16 protein-coding genes are annotated in these 22238 nt (G+C 70.5%); 8 read left to right on the top strand and 8 right to left on the bottom strand.

All coding sequences use genetic code 11. The features are described 5' to 3' along the window. The first annotated feature begins 5 nt into the window (after nucleotides 1–5). Nucleotides 6–1109, top strand: coding sequence for a hypothetical protein (locus OG223_RS26680; RefSeq protein ID WP_329253587.1), 1104 nt, complete (start codon nucleotides 6–8; stop codon nucleotides 1107–1109). A gap of 54 nt (nucleotides 1110–1163) precedes the next feature. Here the strand turns inward: OG223_RS26680 and OG223_RS26675 are convergent, their stop codons facing one another. After that, nucleotides 1164–2102 carry an NADP-dependent oxidoreductase gene (locus OG223_RS26675; protein WP_329253584.1) on the bottom strand — a complete coding sequence of 313 codons (939 nt, stop codon included), beginning with the start codon at nucleotides 2100–2102 and terminating at the stop codon, nucleotides 1164–1166. Nucleotides 2103–2196: 94 nt separating this feature from the next. Between OG223_RS26675 and OG223_RS26670 the strand changes: the two genes are divergently transcribed. Then, entirely contained in the window at nucleotides 2197–2625 is a 429-nt protein-coding gene (locus OG223_RS26670; RefSeq protein ID WP_329253582.1) for a winged helix-turn-helix transcriptional regulator, read from the top strand. Between the two features lie 302 nt (nucleotides 2626–2927). Here the strand turns inward: OG223_RS26670 and OG223_RS26665 are convergent, their stop codons facing one another. From OG223_RS26665 to OG223_RS26655, 3 genes are all read right to left on the bottom strand, one after another. Next, nucleotides 2928–3788, bottom strand: coding sequence for a hypothetical protein (locus tag OG223_RS26665; RefSeq protein ID WP_329253579.1), 861 nt, complete (start codon nucleotides 3786–3788; stop codon nucleotides 2928–2930). Between the two features lie 192 nt (nucleotides 3789–3980). After that, on the bottom strand, nucleotides 3981–5096 hold the full coding sequence (locus OG223_RS26660) for a metallophosphoesterase (protein ID WP_329253576.1): 1116 nt from the start codon (nucleotides 5094–5096) through the stop codon (nucleotides 3981–3983). 1992 nt (nucleotides 5097–7088) lie between these two features. Next, nucleotides 7089–8201, bottom strand: coding sequence for a LacI family DNA-binding transcriptional regulator (locus tag OG223_RS26655; protein ID WP_329253573.1), 1113 nt, complete (start codon nucleotides 8199–8201; stop codon nucleotides 7089–7091). A 553-nt stretch (nucleotides 8202–8754) separates the two neighbouring features. Between OG223_RS26655 and hisC the strand changes: the two genes are divergently transcribed. The 6 genes from hisC to OG223_RS26625 all read left to right on the top strand — a co-directional run bounded on the left by hisC (nucleotide 8755) and on the right by OG223_RS26625 (nucleotide 19131). Beyond that, a complete protein-coding gene (gene hisC / locus OG223_RS26650) occupies nucleotides 8755–9834 on the top strand; it encodes a histidinol-phosphate transaminase (RefSeq protein ID WP_329253569.1) in 1080 nt (359 codons plus the stop codon). Nucleotides 9835–10109: 275 nt separating this feature from the next. Beyond that, nucleotides 10110–11618, top strand: a complete 1509-nt coding sequence (locus OG223_RS26645; RefSeq protein ID WP_329253567.1) for a cytochrome ubiquinol oxidase subunit I — start codon at nucleotides 10110–10112, stop codon at nucleotides 11616–11618. 20 nt (nucleotides 11619–11638) lie between these two features. Then, entirely contained in the window at nucleotides 11639–12643 is a 1005-nt protein-coding gene (cydB, locus tag OG223_RS26640; protein WP_329253564.1) for a cytochrome d ubiquinol oxidase subunit II, read from the top strand. 101 nt (nucleotides 12644–12744) lie between these two features. Further along, nucleotides 12745–16242: a thiol reductant ABC exporter subunit CydD gene (cydD, locus tag OG223_RS26635; RefSeq protein WP_329253563.1), complete on the top strand. Its 3498-nt coding sequence runs from the start codon at nucleotides 12745–12747 to the stop codon at nucleotides 16240–16242. A gap of 59 nt (nucleotides 16243–16301) precedes the next feature. Then, entirely contained in the window at nucleotides 16302–17987 is a 1686-nt protein-coding gene (locus OG223_RS26630; protein WP_329253560.1) for a sensor histidine kinase, read from the top strand. A gap of 103 nt (nucleotides 17988–18090) precedes the next feature. Then, nucleotides 18091–19131 carry a M23 family metallopeptidase gene (locus tag OG223_RS26625; RefSeq protein WP_329253557.1) on the top strand — a complete coding sequence of 347 codons (1041 nt, stop codon included), beginning with the start codon at nucleotides 18091–18093 and terminating at the stop codon, nucleotides 19129–19131. A gap of 60 nt (nucleotides 19132–19191) precedes the next feature. On the opposite strand, the gene OG223_RS26620 is transcribed toward OG223_RS26625, so the two are convergent. The 4 genes from OG223_RS26620 to OG223_RS26605 form a co-directional block, all read right to left on the bottom strand. Further along, nucleotides 19192–20079 carry a Cof-type HAD-IIB family hydrolase gene (locus OG223_RS26620; protein WP_329253554.1) on the bottom strand — a complete coding sequence of 296 codons (888 nt, stop codon included), beginning with the start codon at nucleotides 20077–20079 and terminating at the stop codon, nucleotides 19192–19194. A 105-nt stretch (nucleotides 20080–20184) separates the two neighbouring features. Beyond that, a complete protein-coding gene (locus OG223_RS26615) occupies nucleotides 20185–21090 on the bottom strand; it encodes an LLM class flavin-dependent oxidoreductase (protein WP_329253551.1) in 906 nt (301 codons plus the stop codon). A gap of 41 nt (nucleotides 21091–21131) precedes the next feature. Next, on the bottom strand, nucleotides 21132–21578 hold the full coding sequence (locus tag OG223_RS26610; RefSeq protein WP_329253548.1) for a hypothetical protein: 447 nt from the start codon (nucleotides 21576–21578) through the stop codon (nucleotides 21132–21134). A gap of 106 nt (nucleotides 21579–21684) precedes the next feature. Further along, the gene (locus OG223_RS26605; protein ID WP_329253545.1) at nucleotides 21685–22233 is read right to left on the bottom strand and encodes an RNA 2'-phosphotransferase; all 549 of its coding nucleotides are present in this window, start codon (nucleotides 22231–22233) and stop codon (nucleotides 21685–21687) included. Nucleotides 22234–22238: the final 5 nt, after the last annotated feature.

The following is a 22238-nucleotide window of genomic DNA, read 5'->3' as shown; positions in this document are numbered from 1 at the left end:
CTGGCATGGGTGGGATCGATCTGGCCAACGGGGTTGTCGGCGCGGTGCTGGGGATGCTGGTCGCGGTGGTGTTCCAGGATCCGATACAGAACGGCTGGTACAGACTGCGCACCCGCTCGAAGAGCGCGGTACGCGGCCTGCGTCGGCGGGAGGAGTCCAGCCCGGCGTGGAGAGCGTTCTCCCTGGGGCCGCTGCATACCTCCGCCCTGATCGTGGAAGGCGACGGGGAGTCGTCCATATCGGCGCAAGCCGTCCATATCCAGGTACTGGACCAGGAAATCGAGCTGCCCGCCGATATGGTCGACTGGCGGGCCGAGATCGAGGAAGAGAACACGCGGCTGCAAGCAGAGGGCCGGGCACCGTTGTGGAACGGACCTCGATATGCGGTCGAGACGGTCGACATCTCCCGGACCGGGCTCGACGAACAGCCGGAAATCCACCTGCGTTTGCGTCCGACGGACTACTACACTTTTCTCGCGGCCCAGCAATTGGACCGTCGGCTGTCCGATGGGACCACCCCTCGTTCGCGCTATCTCGAGCCCGATAACCCGCTGTCGGCACCTGCTTTTCTGCAATGCAGTTTCGCCGTGAACATCGCGGTGGTGACGGCCGACGACATGCTGATCGTCAGCCAACGCAGTGACCGGGTGCGCATGGCCCCGGGCGTCTGGAACTCGTCCGTCAACGAGGGCATGTCACGGTACATCGACTCCTCCGGCAGGAACGCCCCGGATCTGTACGCGGTCGCGCGGCGCGGCATGCGGGAGGAACTGTCCATCGAGCCGCACGAGTACGCGCTCGACATGCTCGCCTTCGTGCTGGACATCGAGAAGCGTCATTGGAGTGCTCACTTCTACGCCCGGCTCAAGGACGTGAGTTGCGCCGGTCTGCAGGAGCGTATGAGCAGAGGGGTGGCGGACAGATGGGAACACCAGACCATCGATTTCGTTCCCTTCCGTCCTTCAGCGGTGATCAAGTACATGCTGCGTGACGATCGTATTCACCGGTGGGCCCCTCTCGCACCGGCGCTCTTTCATCTCGCACTGGTGCACGTCTTCAGTCGCACGCCGGTGGAAAGGGCGGGGGCACAGATCATCCGCCGAATATAGGGAACCGGGCGGAAAGGAAATGTGGGAGTCAGGGGTGGATTTTCTCCCGGGCGGTCACGGCACGAGGACGATCTTTCCGGTGGTGCGCTTTGTCTCGATGGTGCGGTGGGCCTCGGCGGCTTCGGCCAGCGGGTAGGTGTGCTGGACGGAGATGCGCAGCCGGCCCGCCTCGACGCGTTCGGTGATCCGCTCCAGCAGGGCACCGGAGGGTTCGGCCGTGACCCACGTGTAGCGCAGGCCACGGGCAGTGGCCTGCTCCTCGTCCGTTCCCGGGTCGATCGACGCGCCGATGAGCAGACCACCCGGCCGGAGCACGTCGAGGGACTGCGGGCCGTAGGAGCCGCCGACCAGGTCCAGGACCGCGTCCACCGGGGCCACGGCGGTCCGGAAGTCGGTGGTGGTGTAGTCGACCAGCTCGTCGGCGCCCAGCTCGGTCAGGAAGCCGTGGTTGGCCGCGCGGGCGGTGCCGATGACGTACGCCCCGAGGTCCCTGGCCAGTTGCACCGCGACGTGACCGACCCCGCCCGCGGCCGCGTGGATCAGCACTCGGTCGCCGGGCCGGACTCGCGCGAGCACGGCCAGCGCCTGCCAGGCGGTGACCGCGACCAAGGGGACGGCCCCCGCGTGCGCGAGGTCGAGGTTCTTCGGCGCGGGTGCCAGTGCGTCGGCCCGTGCGGTGGTGAACTCGGCGTATGTGCCGCGCCGGGTGACGGGCAGCATGCCGTACACCCGGTCGCCCGGCGCGAACCGGGTCACGCCCTCGCCGATCCGCTCGACGACACCGGCCACGTCGTTGCCCGGCGTCCACGGCAGGGTCACCAGCTCCGGTACACGGCCTGCCCGGAGCACCGTGTCGCCCGGGTTGACCCCGGCACCGGCGACCCGCAGCAGCACCTCCCCGGGCCCGGGCTCGGGCACATCGGTCTCGACGTGGGCGAGCACCTCGGGACCGCCGAACGCGGACTGGACGATGGCATGCATGCGGGCGGACATCCGGGCTCCTCGGTGGTGGGGCGGTGTGCGTCCCATGCTCGATGTGGGGGATCACCGGGCGGAAGAGGGCACTTTTCTGATACCGAGGTTCCTTATGGATACCGGCTTCGACCTGAGGAAACACGGTGGTGTGGAGGTCTTCCTGCGCGACTGCCCCACCCGTGCCGTACTGGAACTGATCGCCGGCAAGTGGACCATGCTGGTGCTGGTGGCACTGGAGGACGGCCGGCCCATGCGGTTCGCCGAACTGCGGCGACGGCTGGACGGCGTGACACCGAAGGTGCTGACGCAGACCCTGCGTGCGCTGGAGCGTGAGGGGCTGCTGATCCGCACTGTGTATCCGACCGTGCCGCCGTGCGTGGAGTACCGGCTGACCGAGCTGGGCCAGGAGGTGGGCGGGTTGGTGCGGAGCATCACCGACTGGTCGCGGGCGAACATCACCGCGATGCGGGCCGCACGGGAGGAATTCGACGAGCGCGCCGCGCGTCGGCCCCCTGGGTCTGATGGGGAAGCGGCGCGGTGACGGGGTGACGGTCGGGCCGCGGGGTTCGTGACGCAGACGTGTGCCGGTGGCGCGGTGACGGCGGGGTCGCGGGGCTCGTGGTGCGGACGTGTCTCGGCGGCGCGGTGACGGCGGGGTCGCGGGGTCCGTGACGCGGACGCGTGCCGGTGGCGCGGTGACGGCGGGGCCGCGAGGGCCGTGATGCGGACATGTGTCGGCGCCGCTCGTCCGGCTGCCGGAACCCGAGCGGTGATCGGGCGGTGACCGGGCGGCGACCGGGCGTTCGGCTTGCGCTCCCCTGGGTGGGGGCGCAAGCCGAGGGGCTACTCCGGCTGGTGTTCGGGCCCCCCGAAGTCCGGGCTGGAGAAGTCCGGGCTGCTGAAGCTCGGGCGGTGGCCCGGCTCCGGGCCGTCGTCGGGGCTGGAGAAGCCCGGGCGGTCGTAGCCGAGGTGCGGCATGCGACTCGGTCCCGTGGGTGTCGTACGGCGCAGTGCCGCCGTGCCCGGAGCGGCGAGCGCCTCCTGGAGGAACGGCAGGATGCCGCGTTCCAGAAGGGCGTCGTGCCAGGCCTCCCTGGCGCGGGCCACTTCACCGCCGGACTCACCGTAGGGGTCGGTGTCGAACGTCGGCCGGTTGCGCAGGGCCGTGAGCAGCAGGCCGACGGCGGCGACGAGGATCGCCGCGGCGGTCATCGCGCCGAACACCCAGCCGGCGGTGAGCATGGTCTGCGCGAACGCGGGCTCGGGGGTGAGCATCTTGAGGATGTAGCCCACGAGCAGGAATATCGCCGCGGCCGTGCCGGCGAGGACGGGGGTGAGGACAGCGGCGACGGCGACGGCACCCGCACCCTCGGCAGCCTCCCCCAGAGTGGTGGCGAGCCCCATCGCGCCCACGCCGTCCGGCTCGGTGGAGCCGGTGTCGTGGATGGACGACGGGGTGGACGGCGCCGGCTGGCGCAGTTCCTCGCGGACCTTCACGTAGTGCTGGTACTCGGTCGCCGCGGCCGCCGTGATGAGTGCGGTGGCGTTCAGCGCCATGGTGCGCAACTGTTCGGGGTTGAGCCGCTTACCGACAGCGGCCAGTTCCGGGCGGGTAGGGGCGGAGCGCAGCGCCTCGTCGAGGATCCGCTCGTACTCCTGGCGGTCCTCGCTGTGCAGGTGCTGCGGAACGCTGTTCATGTGCATCCCCCGATGCTCCGTAGGGCTTGGGGCTCGCATGCCAACGAGCCGTCGGGCAGAAACGGAGGGGAGCCTGCTACGGATAAGCCGATGGTAGAGCGGCGACGGCACACGGTGACAGGGGGTTTCCAGAAATTGGCCCCTGGCCAGCGCTGTCGCTCGCCGGTCCTCCGAGGGGGACGTCTGCCCGCGAAACGCTCAGATATCCAGGGGCAGCCGCTGGACCAGCAGTTTTCCGGCCATGGTCACCCCGCCGTCCATCGCGATGGCGAGTCCCTCGGCGTAGACGTGCGGTCCCTCGACCACGGGACCGGAACTGTCCTCGCCGTCCTCGGAGCCGACGTCGCCCAGGAGATAGGGAATCGGGCTGTGGCCGTGCACGATCCGCGTCCCGCCGTACATGTCGAGCAATGAGCGGACATGGTCGGCACCGCCCTCGTCGCGGAAGGAGAAGCGCTTGGTGAACTTGCGGAACACGTCCCACACCTCGTCCGCGTCGTTGCGGGTGAGGGTCTCGCGGACGTTGTCGTTGACCGCCTCGATCGAGTCGCCGTAGTCGAGGTAGGCGGTGGTGTCGGAGTGGACGAGCAGATGGCCGTCGACCTCCTCCATGGCGTCCAGCCGGGACATCCACTGCAGGTGGACGTCCTGGAGGCGGTCCATGTCGGTCTTCTGGCCGCCGTTGAGCAGCCAGGCCGCCTGGAAGGTGGCGGTGCCCGCGCCGGAGTTGACGGGGGTGTCGCCGAACCGCTTGGCGCCGAGCAGCAGCAGCTCGTGGTTGCCCATGAGCGCCTTGCAGTAGCCGCCGGCCGCGGCCGCCTCGGCGGACAGCCGCATCACCAGGTCGATGACGCCGATACCGTCCGGGCCGCGGTCGGTGAAGTCGCCGAGGAACCAGAGCCGCGCGGTGCCCGCGCACCAGCTTCCGGCCGAGTCGATCAGGCCCTTCTCCCGCAGCGCGGCCACCAGTTCGTCCAGGTAGCCGTGTACGTCCCCTACGACGAACAGCGGACCGGGGCCCTCCGTCTGCTGCGGGGCGGCCACCGACTCCGGGTCCACCGCGACCTGAAGCGTGTCACCCCGATTGATGACGGGCAGATCGCGCTGAGTGGGCGTGTAGCCGTCCGGATAGACCTCGTCGAACGCCTCCTCGAAGGCCTCCTCGTCGGGTCGTACGGTCTCGCCGGGCTGCGCGCTGTCGGCGTACGGACCGGTCTCGTGGACGTACGCCGGTACCCGGAAGTCGCGCAACGTCGCCGTCCGCTCCATCTCGGGTCCCTGACCGGCCCCCTGAGTCATCGACCCCTCCACCATCGCGCCGCGTCTGCACCGCGTCGGACTGCCTGGTCGCAGCGGCCCGCGGTGTCGTGGGCCCATCATAGGAATGCGGATCGCGCCATGTGATGACCCAGGGGTGGTGAATCAGAGCAGGACTCCACTTCACCGCGGCTTTCGCCCCGATTGGACCGGGCTTCGGCTGGTCACCGTCTGCTTGACGGGGGTTGGTTCGCGCCTTGAGGGCGGCTGGATTTCGCCTGTGGGGGAGGTGCGGGGGCGCCTTGTCGGCGTCGCTGCGGGCTGGCTCTCCGGTGATGGTGCTGTTGCTGGTCGATCGCTCCAGTGCCGGTGTGGGGTGGCTGTTTTGGTTACGGGGGCTGGGGTCGCGTGAGTTTCCGGTGCTTGCCCTGTGGGTCAGGGGGTGGTTCCCGGGGCTCGGCTTGCCGATCCCGATCCAGGCGGTGGTGCGGGTCGCCTGGCTGCCGTGGACCCTGGTTGCTTGCTCCGGTGCTGATATTGGTTGCCTGCTTCGCGTCGGTTCACCGGACTGCCTTGCCCAACATGGTGCCGATCGCTCCGCGCTGTGGTGCCGGTCTTGTCGCCCGTCTTGTCGGCGCCGGTGCGGTTCGTCTGCCCAGCGCGGGTAACGGTCTCCCTCGCCCGCCCCCATCGCCGCCCTGCCCGCCCGGGTGCTGGGTTCCGGGTCCTCACCGCCCGCCCTGCCCGCCACGGTGCCGGTCTCACCGCCCGCCCCACCGCCCCGGCACCAAGCGGGAGTACCCGGCACCGTTCGGCCCGCCACGGGCGCCTGAGAGGTGCCCTGCGCGCCGCGGGCCGAGGGAATCCCCCGGTACTGCCCCGGCCCTCTCATGGCGCCTGACGGCACCGCCCTGGCCGCGCCCGCGACACCGGCGCGAGTACGCAGGGCCCTGCCTCGACCGGAACGGAACGGAGGGTGGAGCTCCGGCACCGTTCCGCTCACCACGGCACCCGAGGTGAGCCCTGCCCCCGCGCCCAGCGGCACTCGACGGCAGCCCCACCCCCGAGCTTCACGGTCACCCCGAACTGCCCCGGCCCCGCCAGCTCGTGCCCAACCGCGGCACCCAGCGGGGAGTCCGGGCCTCCTCCCCACCCGTCACGGCACTCGCAGGTAGTGCTCGCCCCGAGCCCCGAGCCCCTTGCTACGAGCACCTGGCACGACCTACGACACCGAGTGGCCGCCCCACGGGCCTGGCGTAACCCTCAACACCGAGCCGCTCCCCACGAGGCAGGGCGCGAGTCCGCACCCTGCCCCGCCGGACAGCGGCACCCGGTGGGAGTCCGAGCACCGCTCCGCCCGCCACCACGCCCCGAGGGAAGTCCCAGCACCGTCCCCGCCCCTGACGGCCTCGCCCGAGGTGAGTCTGGACGCGAGCCGTCCCTCCCGTCGGCACTGGACGGCATGCCCGGCACCGAGCCCCAAGAGCCCCTGGAACAAGCCGGGCCCCGTCCCACCTGCCCACGGCCCTCGGACCAAGCCCGACTCCAGCTTCACCGGGTCCACGCCACCTGGAACAAACCCGGTCCCCGCCCGCACCCGTCCCGGCAGCCGGCACCCGGGCACCCGGACAGAGTCCGAACACCGCCTAGCCCGCCCCCAATTCACCCAGCGTGCCCGGTACTGCCCACCCGTCCAAGGCACCCGGAGCGAATCCGACTTACGTCTCAGCCCGACCCCGACACCCAGTAGGAGTTCGGGAACTGAACCGCCTTGCCCGCTACCAACCCCCCGAGCCCACTCCAGCACCGCGAGCCCACTCGGAACCCCGACCCCGACCCCGACACCCGGTACGAGTCCGGAAACCGAACCGCCCCGCCCGCCACCAACCCCCGAGCCCACCCGGCACTACGAGCCCACCCGGCACCGCGCCAACCCCGCCACGCCCCCCAGCGCAAGCAAGGCCCCACCCCACACTCCCCCCCCGGACGACACCGGCACCGGCACCGGCACCGGCACCGACATCAGCCTCGCCCCCCGGGAGGGACCCCCTACTTCCCCTCAGGCGACCGAGGCGGACTAACAGTCGTCCGCGGAGGCCTCCGCTGCGACGACGTCCGCACGATCAGCTCCGTCGGTATCACCTGCTCGATCGGCAGATCGGAATCGACCCCCTCGATCGCGTCGATGAGAAGCTGCACCACCGCCGTACCGATCCGGCGCGGCTTCAGCGACAACGTGGTGATCGGCGGCTCGGTGTTGGCGTACACCGTGGACTCGCTGCAGCACACGAGCAGCAGATCCTCCGGCACCCGCATCCCGTAGCGCCGGGCCGCCGCCAGCAGATCCGTGCCGTTGGGGTCGAACAGGCCGTAGACCGCGTCGGGCCGGTCGGGCCGGGCGAGCAACCGGTCGGCGGCGACGGCCCCCGCGCACGGATCGTGCGCCGGGTACGACTCGTACACAGGATCCTGGCCCACCCGCTCACACCACCGGAGGTACGCCGTGGTCGAGAGGTGCGTGTACGTGTCCGTACTCGTGCCCGTGAGCAGGCCGATCCGGCGGGCGCCGGCGTCGGCCAGGTGGTCCAGAATGCCCAGGACCGCGGCCTCGTGATCGTTGTCGACCCACGCGGTCACCGGGAGCGAACCGGCCGGGCGGCCGTCGGAGACGACCGGTAAACCCTGCCGGACGAGTTCGCTGACCACCGGGTCGTGGTCGGACGGGTCGATGACGACCGTGCCGTCCAGGGCGACGTTCGACCACACGTCGTGGCGCGAGGTCGCGGGGAGGATCACGAGGGCGTAGCCGCGGGCGAGCGCGGCCGAGGTGGCGGCCCGCGCCATCTCGGCGAAGTACGCGAACTCGGTGAAGGTGAAAGGTTCATCCCCGTACGTCGTCACGGTCAGGCCGATGAGGCCCGACTTGCCGGTACGGAGTGTGCGAGCCGCCGCGGAGGGCCGGTAGCCCAGCCGGTCGGCCACTTCTCGGACATGGCGTCGGGTGGCGTCCGGGAGCCGGCCCTTGCCGTTGAGGGCGTCGGAGACGGTCGTGATGGAGACTCCGGCCGCGGCGGCCACGTCTCTGATTCCCGCCCGGCCCGGCCGGCTTCCTCGCCGAGAGGTTTCCGCGCGGCTCACCTGGTGCTTCCCTGCTGCTGTCATGGCGAGCCGATAGTAGGGCTCATGCGGTGGGGTAGTGCGGACGCATATGCACGCGTTGACAGGCACGTTTCTGCAAGGTCAAAAGCAGTCAACTACCTTAGAAACAAAGTCAGTTAAACGATGCAATGGCATTACGTGACTTGTCGACGCGCATGGGCCTGCCAAGACCCCCATGTTTCGAAGAGGTCTCAACTCACCTGCACGAGGGATGCGCGCCACGGCGCGAGCTACCGGCGCATAGATATATGTACAGCGCGCCCCCGGTTCGTGCGCCTTCGTGCGGTGTTGCCCCTGATGCGGATGTGACGTGTGGGGCGACCCGACGGGCCCCCGGAAGACGGCAGGCGGGGCACCCGGGAGACGCCAGACGGGCACCTGGGAGACGCCGGGCAAGCACCCGGGAGACGGCCGGCAGGATCCCAGGAGGCGGCCGACAGGATCCCGGCGGCTGCCCACGCGGACGCCGACGGCCACGGAACCTGTACGCGCCGGCCCCGAATCCTCATAAGGTGAGCAGTATTGGAACCCGGTGGTGGTCACAAGGAGGACTGCGGTGAGCGAGACGAGCCCGAGGCTGCGCGCCGAGCTGGAGGGTATCCCCACCTACAAGCCGGGCAAGCCTGCCGCGGCCGACGGTCCGGTGGCCTACAAGCTGTCCTCCAACGAGAACCCGTACCCCCCGCTGCCCGGTGTCATGGAGAGCGTGACGGCCGCCGCCGCGTCCTTCAACCGGTACCCCGACATGGCCTGCACCGGCCTGATGAACGAGCTGGCGGAACGGTTCGGCGTCCCGGTCTCCCACCTGGCCACCGGCACCGGCTCGGTCGGTGTCGCCCAGCAGTTGATCCAGGCGACCTCCGGACCCGGCGACGAGGTCATCTACGCCTGGCGCTCCTTCGAGGCGTACCCGATCATCACGCGCGTCAGCGGCGCTACGCCGGTACAGGTGCCGCTGACCCCGGGCGATGTGCACGACCTGGACGCGATGGCGGACGCCATCACCGACCGGACCCGGCTGATCTTCGTCTGCAACCCCAACAACCCGACGGGCACGGTCGTACGGCGGGCCGAGCTGGAGCGCTTCCTGGACCGGGTGCCCGGCGATGTCCTGGTCGTACTGGACGAGGCGTACCGCGAGTTCATCCGGGACCTGGAGGTGCCGGACGGCGTCCAGCTCTACCGCGACCGGCCGAACGTCTGCGTCCTGCGGACCTTCTCCAAGGCGTACGGCCTCGCCGGGCTGCGGGTCGGTTTCGCGATCGCCCATGAGCCGGTGGCGGCGGCGCTGCGCAAGACGGCGGTGCCCTTCGGGGTGAGCCAGCTCGCGCAGGACGCGGCGATCGCCTCCCTGCGCGCCGAGGACGAACTGCTGGGCAGGGTCGGCTCGTTGGTGAGCGAGCGCACCCGCGTGGTCGACACGCTGCGCGCCCAGGGCTGGACGGTCCCGGAGACCCAGGCCAACTTCGTGTGGCTACGACTGGGGGAGCGCACGCTCGACTTCGCGGCGGCCTGCGACCAGGCGGGCGTGGTGGTGCGGCCGTTCGCGGGCGAGGGTGTGCGGGTGACGGTCGGGGAGACCGAAGGCAACGACATCTTCTTGAAGGTGGCGGAGGGGTTCCACAAGGAGCTGTGAACGACAAGAGGTCGTGAACGACTGTCGCGAGTCCCGGGGCGTCTTGGTTCCACGTGAAACCAAGGCGCCCCGCGCCATAGGCCGATCGGCTCTGGGTGATGTGACGTACGGGACCTCCTTAGGGACCCCCCGCCCATCACGCATCGAACTGCCATGCGTCATAATTCCTTGTGAATGTGAACGCGTTCACAAGCGTGTCCCGCTTGTCCAGTGATGCATGTGACATAAGGGGCAAACTGCCGCTGTGACCACGGCGACATAAGGAGACCGACGACGTGCAAATGGCTCTGGCGCCGGAGACACTGGCGCGATGGCAGTTCGGCATCACCACCGTCTACCACTTCCTCTTCGTCCCGCTGACGATCTCGCTCGCCGCTCTCACGGCCGGGCTGCAGACCGCGTGGGTGCGCACGGAGAAGGAGAAGTACCTCAGGGCCACCAAGTTCTGGGGCAAGCTCTTCCTGATCAACATCGCCATGGGCGTCGTCACGGGCATCGTCCAGGAGTTCCAGTTCGGCATGAACTGGTCCGCCTACTCACGGTTCGTCGGCGACATCTTCGGGGCCCCGCTCGCCTTCGAGGCACTGATCGCGTTCTTCTTCGAGTCCACCTTCATCGGGCTGTGGATCTTCGGCTGGGACAAGCTGCCCAAGCGGATCCACCTGGCCTGCATCTGGATGGTCTCGATCGGCACGATCCTGTCGGCGTACTTCATCCTCGCGGCCAACTCGTGGATGCAGCACCCCGTCGGCTACAAGATCAACAAAGCCAAGGGCCGTGCCGAACTCACCGACTTCTGGCATGTGCTGACCCAGAACACCGCGCTCGCCCAGGCCTTCCACACGCTCTCCGCGTCCTTCCTGACCGGCGGAGCGTTCATGGTCGGCATCGCGGCCTTCCACCTGTTCCGCAAGAAGCACATCTCGGTGATGAAGACCTCGCTGCGGCTGGGCCTGATCACCGTCACCATCGCCGGCCTGCTCACCGCCGTCAGCGGTGACACCCTCGGCAAGGTCATGTTCAAGCAGCAGCCGATGAAGATGGCCTCCGCCGAGGCCCTGTGGGACGGCCAGGACTCCGCGCCGTTCTCGATCTTCGCCTACGGCGACGTCAGCAAGGGCCACAACAGCGTCGAGCTGTCCATCCCCGGGATACTGTCGTTCCTCGCCGACGACGACTTCAGCTCCTACGTCCCCGGCATCAACGACACCAACAAGGCCGAGCAGGAGAAGTACGGTCCCGGCGACTACCGGCCCATCATCCCCGTCACCTTCTGGGCGTTCCGCTGGATGATCGGCTTCGGCATGGCGTCCTTCGTCATCGGCCTCGCCGGACTCTGGCTGACCCGCAAGAAGTTCATGCTGGCCCAGCATCTGCGGGTCGGCGACGACGAAGTGCCGAACGTCGTCCTCTTCAAGAACAAGGCCCTCGGCCCGAAACTCACCAAGCTCTACTGGCTGGTGTCCATCTGGACCCTCGGCTTCCCGCTGATCGCCAACTCCTGGGGCTGGATCTTCACCGAGATGGGCCGCCAGCCCTGGGTCGTCTACGGCCTCTTCCAGACCCGTGACGCCGTCTCCCCCAGCGTCTCCCAGGGCGAGGTCCTCACCTCGATGATCGTCTTCACCTCGCTCTACGCGATCCTCGCCGTCATCGAGGTCAAGCTGCTCGCGAAGTACGTCAAGGCCGGCCCGCCCGAACTCACCGAGGCCGACCTCAACCCGCCCACGAAGATCGGCGGCGACTCCCAGGACGCCGACAAGCCGATGGCCTTCTCCTACTAGGCCGAGGGAGCTGCACAGTCATGGAACTGCACGACGTCTGGTTCGTCCTCATCGCCGTCCTGTGGACCGGCTACTTCTTCCTGGAGGGCTTCGACTTCGGGGTCGGCATCCTCACCAAACTGCTCGCCCGCGACCGCACCGAGAAGCGGGTGCTGATCAACACGATCGGCCCCGTCTGGGACGGCAACGAGGTCTGGCTGCTCACGGCCGGCGGCGCGACCTTCGCCGCCTTCCCCGAGTGGTACGCCACCCTCTTCTCCGGCTTCTACCTCGCCCTGCTGATCATCCTGGTCTGCCTGATCGTCCGGGGCGTCGCCTTCGAGTACCGGGCGAAGCGGCCCGAGGAGAACTGGCAGCGCAACTGGGAGACGGCGATCTTCTGGACTTCACTGCTCCCTGCCTTCCTGTGGGGTGTGGCCTTCGGCAACATCGTGCGGGGCGTGAAGATCGACAAGAACTTCGAGTACGCGGGCAACTTCTGGGACCTGCTCAACCCGTACGCCATCCTCGGCGGCCTGGTCACCCTGACCCTCTTCACCTTCCACGGCACGGTGTTCACGGCGCTCAAGACCGTCGGGGACATCCGGATGCGGGCGCGCAAGCTGGCCCTTCAAGTCGGGGTCCTCACCGCCCTGTTGGCGCTGGCCTTCCTGATCTGGACCCAGGTCGACAGCGGTGACGGCAAGAGCCTCGTCGCGTTGATCGTCGCCGTCGTCGCCCTGGTCGCGGCGCTGGGGGCGATCCAAGTCGGGCGCGAGGGATGGTCGTTCGCGTTCTCCGGCGTCACCATCGTGGCCGCCGTCGCGATGCTCTTCCTGTCGCTCTTCCCGAACGTCATGCCGTCCTCGCTCAACCCGGACTGGAGCCTCACGGTCACCAACGCCTCGTCGAGTCCGTACACCCTCCGGATCATGACCTGGTGTGCGGGGATCGCGACCCCGATCGTCCTGCTCTACCAGGGCTGGACGTACTGGGTGTTCCGCAAGCGGATCGGTACGCAGCACATCGCCGAAGCGGCGCACTGAGTCCGAGCATTGAGTCCGGATTGGGGCATGTTTCACGTGAAACATGCCCCCTTGGGGCCTACTGAGAAGTCGGGACCTCCCGAGAAGAGGGTGTGTTTCACGTGAAACCAATCGACCCACGGCTACTCCGATACGCCCGTGCCACCCGGCTGTTCATGGTGGCGGTCGTCGGCCTGGGTGTCGTCGGGGCGCTGCTGGTCATCGCCCAGGCGATGCTCATCGCCGAGGTCGTGGTCGGTGCCTTCCAGCACGGGAAGTCCGTGAGTGAACTCGGCACTCCCCTGCTGCTGTTGGTGGCCGTCGCGGCCGGCCGTGCCCTGGTCTCCTGGCTCACCGAACTCGCCGCCCACCGAGCCAGCGCCTCCGTGAAGTCGGAGCTACGGCGACGGTTGCTGGAGCGGTCCGTGGAGCTGGGCCCCGGTTGGCTGAGCGGGCAGCGGACCGGTTCGCTGGTCGCCCTCGCCACCCGGGGTGTCGACGCCCTGGACGACTACTTCTCGCGCTATCTCCCGCAGTTGGGGCTCGCGGTGGTCGTCCCGGTGGCGGTGCTGGCGCGGATCGTCACCGAGGACTGGGTCTCGGCGGCGATCATCGTCGGCACCCTGCCGCTCATCCCGCTCTTCATGGTGATGATCGGCTGGGCCACGCAGTCCCGCATGGACCGGCAGTGGCAGTTGCTCTCCCGGCTCTCCGGGCACTTCCTGGACGTGGTCGCGGGGCTGCCCACCCTGAAGGTGTTCGGCCGGGCCAAGGCGCAGGCCGAGTCGATCCGGCGCATCACCGGCGAGTACCGGCAGGCGACCATGCGGACGCTGCGGATCGCCTTCGTCTCCTCCTTCGCCCTGGAACTGCTGGCCACGCTCTCCGTGGCCCTGGTCGCCGTGACGATCGGCATGCGTCTCGTCCGCGGCGACATGGACCTCTACATCGGTCTCGTCGTCCTCGTGCTGGCGCCCGAGGCGTACTTGCCGCTGCGTCAGGTGGGCGCGCAGTACCACGCGGCGGCGGAGGGCCTCGCGGCGGCCGAGGAGATCTTCTCGGTACTGGAGACACCGGTACCGGCCACGGGAACTGCCGAAGTACCCTCCGACGCCCTGGCCTTCGAGGGCGTGACGGTCCGCCATCCCGGGCGCTCCGTGGACGCCGTGTCGGACGTGTCCTTCACCGTGGACCCCGGGGAGACGATCGCCCTCGTCGGCCCGAGCGGCTCGGGCAAGTCCACGTTGCTGAACGCCCTGTTGGGGTTCGTACGGCCCGCCGAGGGCCGGGTGCGGGTCGGGGGAGTCGATCTCGCCGACGTCGGCCTGGAGCGGTGGCGGTCGCGGATCGCCTGGGTGCCGCAGCACCCGCAGTTGTACGCCGGGACGATCGCCGAGAACGTACGGCTGGCCCGTCCCGACGCCGACGACACCGCCGTACGGCGGGCGTTGGCCGATGCGGGCGCCCTGGAGTTCGTGGACGCGCTACCCGAGGGGATCGGGAGTGTGCTCGGCGAGGACGGGGCGGGGCTGTCCGCCGGGCAGCGGCAGCGGCTCGCGCTCGCCCGGGCCTTCCTCGCCGACCGGCCCGTCCTGCTCCTCGACGAGCCGACGGCCGCGCTGGACGGGGCGACCGAGGCCGAAGTGGTCGAGGCGGTAAGGCGGTTGGCGGTCGGGCGGACCGTCCTGCTCGTGGTGCACCGGCCGGCCCTGCTGGCGGTGGCCGACCGGGTGGTGCGGGTGACGGAGGGCGTGGCCAGGCTTGGCACGGAAGCCGGGCCGACGACCACCGAGACACGACGGACAGCCGAGGAAATGTCGGTGAGTTCGACTGCCGCCGACGAGCCAGGGGCCCGGCTCGCGGCACACAAGGGCAGCGTCCTCGCCCGGGTCCGTGCGATGTCCGGTGCCCGGCGTGGCCGCCTCGCCCTGGCGCTGCTGCTCGGAAGTCTCGCGCTGGGCAGTGCCGTTGGGCTCATGGCCACCTCGGGGTGGCTGATCTCGCGGGCCTCGCAGCAGCCGCCCGTGCTGTATCTGATGGTGGCGGTGACGGCGACCCGGGCCTTCGGGATCGGGCGGGCCGTGTTCCGGTACGCGGAGCGGCTCGTGTCGCACGACGCCGTACTGCGGATGCTGGCCGACACCCGAGTCGCCGTCTACCGGCGTCTCGAACGGCTGGCTCCCGCCGGGCTGCGCGACACCCGGCGCGGCGATCTGCTCTCCCGGCTGGTCGCCGACGTGGACGCGCTCCAGGACTACTGGCTGCGCTGGCTGCTGCCCGCCGGGGTCGCGACCGCGGTCTCCGCCGCGACGGTCGGCTTCACGGCCTGGCTGCTGCCCGAGGCCGGTGCCGTGCTCGCGGTGGGTCTCCTCGCGGCCGGCGTCGGCGTCCCCCTCGTGACCGGTGCCGTGGCCCGCCGTGCCGAACGGCGGCTGGCCCCGGCCCGTGGAGTGCTCGCCACCCGCGTGACCGAACTGCTCACCGGAACCGCCGAGTTGACGGTCGCCGGCGCGCTGCCCACCCGCACCGCCGAGGCCGAGCGGGCCGATGGCGTCCTCACCCGGATCGCCTCCCGCGCGGCCACCGCCACCGCGCTCGGCGACGGCCTCACCGCTCTGATCTCCGGTCTGACCGTCGCCGCCACCGCTCTCGTGGCAGCCCAGGCCGTCGCCGCGGGACGGCTCGGCGGCGTGGTGACGGCCGTCGTCGTCCTCACCCCGCTCGCCGCCTTCGAGGCCGTCCTCGGACTGCCCCTCGCCGTGCAGTACCGGCAGCGGGTCCGCAAGAGCGCCGAGCGCGTGTACGAGGTCCTGGACGCCCCCGAGCCCGTGCGGGAACCGGAACGGCCCCGCCAGGCGCCCGCGACACCCTTCCCGCTCGTCGTACAGGGACTGGCCGCCCGGCACACCGGGCAGGACCGGGACGCGCTCGCCGGGTTCGACCTGACGCTGGAGAAGGGGCGCCGGGTCGCCGTGGTCGGGACCTCCGGGTCCGGCAAGACGACGCTGGCGCAGGTGCTGCTGCGCTTCCTGGACGCGGACGCGGGCTCGTACACGCTGGCCGGCGTGGACGCGTACGCGCTGGACGGCGACGACGTACGACGGCTCGTCGGGCTGTGTGCCCAGGACGCGCACCTCTTCGACAGCTCGGTGCGCGAGAACCTGCTCCTCGCGAAGAAGGACGCGACCGAGGACGAACTGCGGGCCGCGCTCGCGCGTGCCCGGCTGCTCGACTGGGCCGACGCACTGCCCGACGGCCTCGACACGCTGGTCGGTGAACACGGGGCGCGGCTCTCCGGCGGGCAGCGGCAGCGGCTGGCGCTCGCCCGGGCACTCCTCGCCGACTTCCCGGTCCTGGTACTCGACGAGCCCGCCGAACACCTGGACCTGGCGACCGCCGACGCCCTCACCGCCGATCTGCTGGCCGCCACGGAAGGCCGTACGACCCTGCTCATCACGCACCGGCTGGCGGGTCTGGAGGACGTGGACGAGGTGATCGTGCTGGACGAGGGGCGTGTGGTGCAGCGGGGGCCGTACGCCGGACTGGCCGCGGTGGCGGGGCCGTTGCGGGCGATGGCCGAGCGGGAGGCGGAGTCGGAGCTGCTGGTGGCGGCCGGGTAGGGGCCCGTGGCCGATGCGCTCGACTTTCCGTGACAAAGAGGACTAATTAGGCTCGGGGTATGTCAGCCGCCGAGCGTCCCGGTCCCCCGTCGCCCGCCTCGGGACTGTCGGCCGAACTGGCCGTGCGGGTGCCGCAGTTGCTGGAGGCGATGCGGTCCGTGGGGAGCGGGCTCGAACTGCACTCCACGCTGGAGCGGATCTGCGAGGCGGCGGCGACTCTCACGGACGCGCGCTACGCGGGGATCGGGGTCGTCGACGAGGACGGCGACGCCCTCGCGGACTTCGTCTTCCACGGGGTCGACGCGGGGACCGCGCGGCGCATCGGGCGGTTCCCCGACGGGCACAAGGGACTGCTCGGCGCGCTCATCCGGGAGACGGAGCCGGTGCTGCTGGCGGACGTGACCGAGGATCCCCGGTCCTGGGGTTTCCCCGAGCACCATCCGCGGATGCGCGGCTTCCTCGGTGTTCCGATCCGCGTCCAGGGCGAGGTCTTCGGGAACCTGTATCTCGGCGAGAAGCGCGGTGGGGCCCCCTTCGACGACCACGACGTCACCATGGTCCGGGTGCTGGCGACCGAGGCCGGTATCGCCGTCGGCAACGCCCGGCTGTACGAGGCCGCCCAGCAGCGCGAGCGGTGGATCGACGGGTCGGTGGCCGTCACGACCGCGTTGCTGTCCGGCGGGGACGCCGAGGAGGCCCTCCAGGTCGTCGCGGAACAGGCTCGCCGGTTGTCCGGGTCGGCGGCCGGGATCGTCCTGCTGCCCGCCGACGCGGGCGGCATGGAGATCGTCGCCGTGGCCTCGGAACAGCCGTCGGACCAACTCGGCAGGGTCGTCCCACCGGACAGCGAGATCGTCGCCCAACTCCTCGCCGGACAGCCGGTGTTCGTGGCGGACGCGGCCACCGATCCCCGTATGCTCAGCGCCCTCGCGCGCGCGTACGGGCCGATCATGGCGCTGCCCCTGCAGAGCGGAGGGCGCGTTCTGGGGGCCCTGGTCACGCCCCGCGCGCAGGGCGAGCGGCGGTTCACGGAGGCCGAACGCACCCTCGCGGTCCAGTTCGCCTCGCAGGCCGCGCTCGCGCTGATGATGGCCGAGGCACAACGCGACCGGGAACGGCTCGCGGTGTACGAGGACCGCGACCGGATCGCCCGTGACCTGCACGACCTGGTCGTCCAACGGCTGTTCGCCACCGGGATGATGCTGGAGGGCGCCCGGCGCGGGCCGCTCGTGCCCGAGGTGCGGCACGGTGTGGGCAACGCCGTCGACGAACTCGACGTCACCATCCAGGAGATCCGCACCGCGATCTTCGCGCTCCAGCGGGGCCCCGCAGAGGCGCCGTCCGGGCTGCGCACGCGGGTGCTGCGGGAGATCAACATGGCGGCCGTGCCGCTCGGTTTCCGGCCCGCGCACCGTTTCGTCGGCGCGGTCGACACGACGGTCGGCGACCTCACCGGCAAGAACCTCATCGCGGCCCTGCGCGAGGCCCTCTCCAACGCGTTCCGGCACGCGCGGGCGGCGCGGATCGAGGTCGTCGTCGACGCGACCGCGACGCTGCCGGACGGACGGCCCGGCGTACGGCTCACCGTCGCGGACGACGGCGTAGGCATCCCCGCGGGCGGCCGGCGCAGCGGGCTGAAGAACCTGAAACGGCGGGCCGAATCCCTGGGCGGCGACAGTTGGTACGGGCCGGGCATCGGCGCGGACGGCGGCGGTACGACGGTGGTGTGGCAGGCGCCCCACTGAGCCCCTCACCACGGCATTGTGCTGAGCCGTTCGCAGCAACGCGTCCCCCATGCGTACGACTTGAACAGGGCCCTCGTCCCCCGCGCGGGTCACGATCGCTGACATGCGCTCATCTCGCCGTCATCCACTGCTCGTTCCGGTGCTGCTGTGCGCGATCGCCGTTCTGGCGGCCCGCCCCGGCGACGACGATCAGCCCGCCGCGGGCGTCAGCGCGCAGGTCGCGCGGCTGTACGAGGACGCCGCCCTGGCGACCCAGCAGTACGAGGCCGGGCGGCAGGAGGCGGACGCGCAACGGGCCCGCGCCCAACAGGCCGAGGACCGACTCGACGGCGAACGACGGGAGACCGCACGGCTGCACGAGGACCTGGGCCGGATCGCCCGCGCACAGTACCGCGGCGGAGGCGGGATCCCGATGGCGGCCCGGATCATCCTCGCGGACAGCCCCGAGGATCTGATGCGCGATCAACATGTCTTCTCGCAGGCGGATCTCGCTGTCGGCAACGCGATCGGCAGGAGCCGGCGGGCCGAGGTACGCCTCGCGGCCGACGAGGCGAAGGCCGCGTCGCAGTGGCGGGCACTGGAGAAGCGGAACGCCGAACTCGCCGACCTGAAGCAGGGCATCCAGCGGAGACTCGACGAGGCGCGCGGGCAGTTGCAGGGCCAGGCGGACGCCTCGGTCGCGGCGGGCACCTGCCGGGGCGCCGTCCGTCTCGACCAGCCGCCGAACCGGGTCACCACCTCATGGGTCGCGCCGGTGGAGACGGTCGAACTGTCCGCGGGCTTCGGCAGCGGCGGCTCCCGCTGGGCGAACCGGCACACCGGCCAGGACTTCGCGGTGCCCGTCGGCACGCCGGTGCGGGCGGCCGGAGCGGGCCGGGTGGTCCGGGTGTCCTGCGGCGGCGCCTTCGGCATCCAGATCGTGATCGAGCACCCGGGCGGCTATTACACGCAGTACGCCCACCTCGCCGCCGTCACCGTCGACCAGGGGGACCGCGTCACCACCGGCCGGTGGATCGGCCAGTCCGGCACGACCGGCAACTCCACCGGCCCGCATCTGCACTTCGAGGTGCGGGTCACCCCCGAGCTGGGATCGGCGCTCGACCCGCTGCCCTGGCTGGCACAGCGAGGAGTTCCGCTCGGTTAGGCCACGGATTGCCCGGGTAAGGGGCGCGCTCCAGGACCACGCCCGTTACGGCGGCGGGAGTTACCGCCGCTCCGCCAGCATTCGCTCGATCACGACCGCCACGCCGTCCTCGTTGTTGTCGACGGTCCGCCCGGAGGCCGCCGCGAGCACATCGGGGTGCGCGTTGCCCATCGCGTACGACCGTCCCGCCCAGGTGAGCATCTCGACGTCGTTCGGCATGTCCCCGAAGGCGACGACCTCCTCGGGCGCGATACCGCGCTCCGCGCAGCACAGGGCGAGCGTGCTCGCCTTGGAGACTCCGGGCCCGCTGATCTCCAGCAGGGCGCTGGGGCTGGAGCGGGTGACGTTCGCGCGGTCGCCGAGGGCGAGGCGGGCGACGTCCAGGAAGACGTCCGGGTCCAGCTCGGGGTGGAACGCGAGGATCTTCAGCACCGGTTCGTCGGCTCCCGGGGCGTCCGGAGCCAGGAGTTTCTCGGCGGGGGCGAGGGTGTCCGGGATCTCCAGGTGCAGCTTCGGATACGCCGGCTCCTGGTAGAAGCCGTAGGTCTGCTCGATCGCGTACACGGTCCCGGGCGCCGCCTCGCGCACCAGTCGTACGGCGTCGAGGGCGTTCTCCCGGGCCAGTTCGCGGACCTTCACGAAGCGGTGGGCGCCGGGGCCGCCGTGCAGGTCGACCACGGCCGCGCCGTTGCCGCAGATCGCCAGGCCGTGGCCGTGGACATGGTCGCTGACGACGTCCATCCAGCGGGCCGGGCGGCCGGTGACGAAGAAGACCTCGATACCCGCCTCCTCGGCCGCCGCCAGGGCCGCCACCGTGCGGGGGGACACCGACTTGTCGTCGCGCAGGAGAGTGCCGTCCAGGTCGGTGGCGATCAGCCGTGGCGGGACGGCGGAGGCCGGGGTCTCGGGCTGTCGAGTAGCTGAGGTCACCGGGCCATTCTCCCGCATATGCCCGCACGGCTGTGCGGGAGTGTGCACAGGTGAGTGGTTACCGCCCCCACCAGGGCCGTTGCGCTCCACGGTCCCGGCGGAGCGCGGTGCGGCGGTGCCGACTCAGCGGAGCTGCGTCGGAGCCTCCATGGCGATCTGCTCGAAGATCTTCTCGTCCGCGGCGAAGTCGGCGTAGTCCGGGACGGGCCAGTGGATCACGATGTCGGTGAAGCCCAGTTCCTGGTGCCGGCCCGCGAAGTCGACGAAGGCGCCGAGGGACTCCAGCGGACGGCTGCGGTCCGGGGTGAAACCGGTGAGCAGGATCTTGTCGATCCCCGCCGCTTCCCGGCCGATCGCCGCACAGGCGTCGGCCAGTCTCTCGACCTGCCCGCGGATGGCCTGGACCGACTGCTCAGACGTGCCGTTCTCGAACAGCCTGGGGTCGCCGGTGGTCACCCATCCCTGCCCGTACCGGGCGGCGAGCTTCAGCCCGCGCGGACCGGTGGCGGCCACCGCGAAGGGCAGCCGGGGCCGCTGCACACAGCCCGGGATGTTGCGCGCCTCGTGCGCCGAGTAGAAGTCCCCCTCGTACGACACCGAGTCCTCGGTGAGCAGCCGGTCCAGCAACGGAACGAACTCCCCGAACCGGTCGGCCCGCTCACGCGGGGTCCACGGCTCCTGCCCGAGCGCGGTCGCGTCGAAGCCGGTGCCGCCCGCGCCGATGCCGAGGGTGACCCGCCCGTCCGAGACGTCGTCGAGCGAGATGAGGTCCTTGGCGAGGGTCACCGGGTGCCGGAAATTCGGCGAGGTGACGAGGGTGCCCAGCCGCATCCGCTCGGTCACGGCCGCGGCGGCGGTCAGCGTCGGGACGGCCCCGAACCACGGGCCGTCCCGGAAGGTGCGCCAGGACAGGTGGTCGTAGGTGTAGGCGGTGTGGAAGCCGAGCTGTTCCGCGCGTTGCCATGCCTCGCGGCTCCCCTCGTTCCAGCGGCGGTACGGGAGGATCACGGTGCTCAGGCGCAGGCTCATGATTCCCAGGTTATGGGCCGTGCGTGTTTCACGTGAAACCGTCACTGGATGCGGCTGTTGAGCCATGGTGTGAGGATGATCATCGAGATCCACTCCTCGTGCGTCCGGTCGCCGGGCAGCGGGACGATCAAGCGGCATGCGGGCGGGAAGCGGCGGGTCTTGACGTACGCACGGCCGTCGAAGACGGAGCGGAGGAAGGCGGGGACGTCGTCGCGGGCGATGTCGGGGCAGGCGATGCCCTCGACCGTGATCAGGGCGTCGTCCTCGGGATAGAGCCGCACACTCACCCGCGGCAGCCCGCCGAACTCGACGAAGGCCTCGTGCGGGAGCGAGCCGTCCGGGTCGGTGGTGACGCCGAAGCCCGCGGAGGTACGGCGTGAGGTCTGGTCGGCGCCGATGTCATGGGTGACCTCGATCTCGCGCGCGTACTCGGCGGCGAGGGCACGGAGGGCGGTGACGGCGGCCTCGGTGGTGGGGAAGTGGTCCATACCACTGATCATGCCGGGGCAGTGCGACCGAGGCCATAGCGGGTCAGCACTCTTCGGGCTCCTCGGGCCTCCTTGACCTTCGTAGGTCTTCTCCGGCCGTACGGGGTCAGTGCGACTCGGGGAACCGCAGGTAGCGCGCGGGCACCGCCTCCGTGAGCCACACCCCGTTCTCGCTGACCCGGAACACCTGGCCGTCCTTGTGCATCGCGCCCGCGTCCACGGAGAGCACGACGGGCCGGCCGCGGCGGGCGCCCACGCGGGTCGCGGTCTCGCGGTCGGCGGAGAGATGTACGGCGTGGCGGTTCATGGGCCTGAGCCCCTCGGTCCGGATCGCGTCCAGGTTGCGCGCGACCGTGCCGTGGAAGAGGTACGCCGGCGGCGTGGCCGGGGGCAGTCCGAGGTCGACCTCGATGCTGTGGCCCTGGCTGGCGCGGATACGGGTGCCCTCGATCGCGAAGCGGCGTTTGTCGTTCGTGGCCACCACATGGTCGAGTTCCTCGCGGCTGAACCGGAACCCGTGCGCGGCACAGGCCGCGATCAGCGTGTCGATCTCGACCCAGCCGGCCTCGTCGAGCGTGAGCCCGATCCGCTCGGGCTGGTGGCGCAGATGCTTGGAGAGGTACTTCGACACCTTCACGGTGCGTCTTTCATCCATCCGGT

This window comes from Streptomyces sp. NBC_01478, from assembly GCF_036227225.1.
Classification (GTDB): domain Bacteria; phylum Actinomycetota; class Actinomycetes; order Streptomycetales; family Streptomycetaceae; genus Streptomyces.
This window is presented reverse-complemented; position numbering and strand designations above follow the sequence as displayed.

Bases quoted from the DNA above. Each gene is read 5' to 3' on its own strand.
- OG223_RS26680 (WP_329253587.1), top strand. From the start codon at position 6: ATGGGTGGGATCGATCTGGCCAACGGGGTTGTCGGCGCGGTGCTGGGG.
- OG223_RS26675 (WP_329253584.1), bottom strand. From the start codon at position 2,102: ATGTCCGCCCGCATGCATGCCATCGTCCAGTCCGCGTTCGGCGGTCCC.
- OG223_RS26670 (WP_329253582.1), top strand. From the start codon at position 2,197: ATGGATACCGGCTTCGACCTGAGGAAACACGGTGGTGTGGAGGTCTTC.
- OG223_RS26665 (WP_329253579.1), bottom strand. From the start codon at position 3,788: ATGCACATGAACAGCGTTCCGCAGCACCTGCACAGCGAGGACCGCCAG.
- OG223_RS26660 (WP_329253576.1), bottom strand. From the start codon at position 5,096: ATGGTGGAGGGGTCGATGACTCAGGGGGCCGGTCAGGGACCCGAGATG.
- OG223_RS26655 (WP_329253573.1), bottom strand. From the start codon at position 8,201: ATGACAGCAGCAGGGAAGCACCAGGTGAGCCGCGCGGAAACCTCTCGG.
- cydB (WP_329253564.1), top strand. From the start codon at position 11,639: ATGGAACTGCACGACGTCTGGTTCGTCCTCATCGCCGTCCTGTGGACC.
- OG223_RS26630 (WP_329253560.1), top strand. From the start codon at position 16,302: ATGTCAGCCGCCGAGCGTCCCGGTCCCCCGTCGCCCGCCTCGGGACTG.
- OG223_RS26625 (WP_329253557.1), top strand. From the start codon at position 18,091: ATGCGCTCATCTCGCCGTCATCCACTGCTCGTTCCGGTGCTGCTGTGC.
- OG223_RS26620 (WP_329253554.1), bottom strand. From the start codon at position 20,079: ATGCGGGAGAATGGCCCGGTGACCTCAGCTACTCGACAGCCCGAGACC.
- OG223_RS26615 (WP_329253551.1), bottom strand. From the start codon at position 21,090: ATGAGCCTGCGCCTGAGCACCGTGATCCTCCCGTACCGCCGCTGGAAC.
- OG223_RS26610 (WP_329253548.1), bottom strand. From the start codon at position 21,578: ATGGACCACTTCCCCACCACCGAGGCCGCCGTCACCGCCCTCCGTGCC.
- OG223_RS26605 (WP_329253545.1), bottom strand. From the start codon at position 22,233: ATGGATGAAAGACGCACCGTGAAGGTGTCGAAGTACCTCTCCAAGCAT.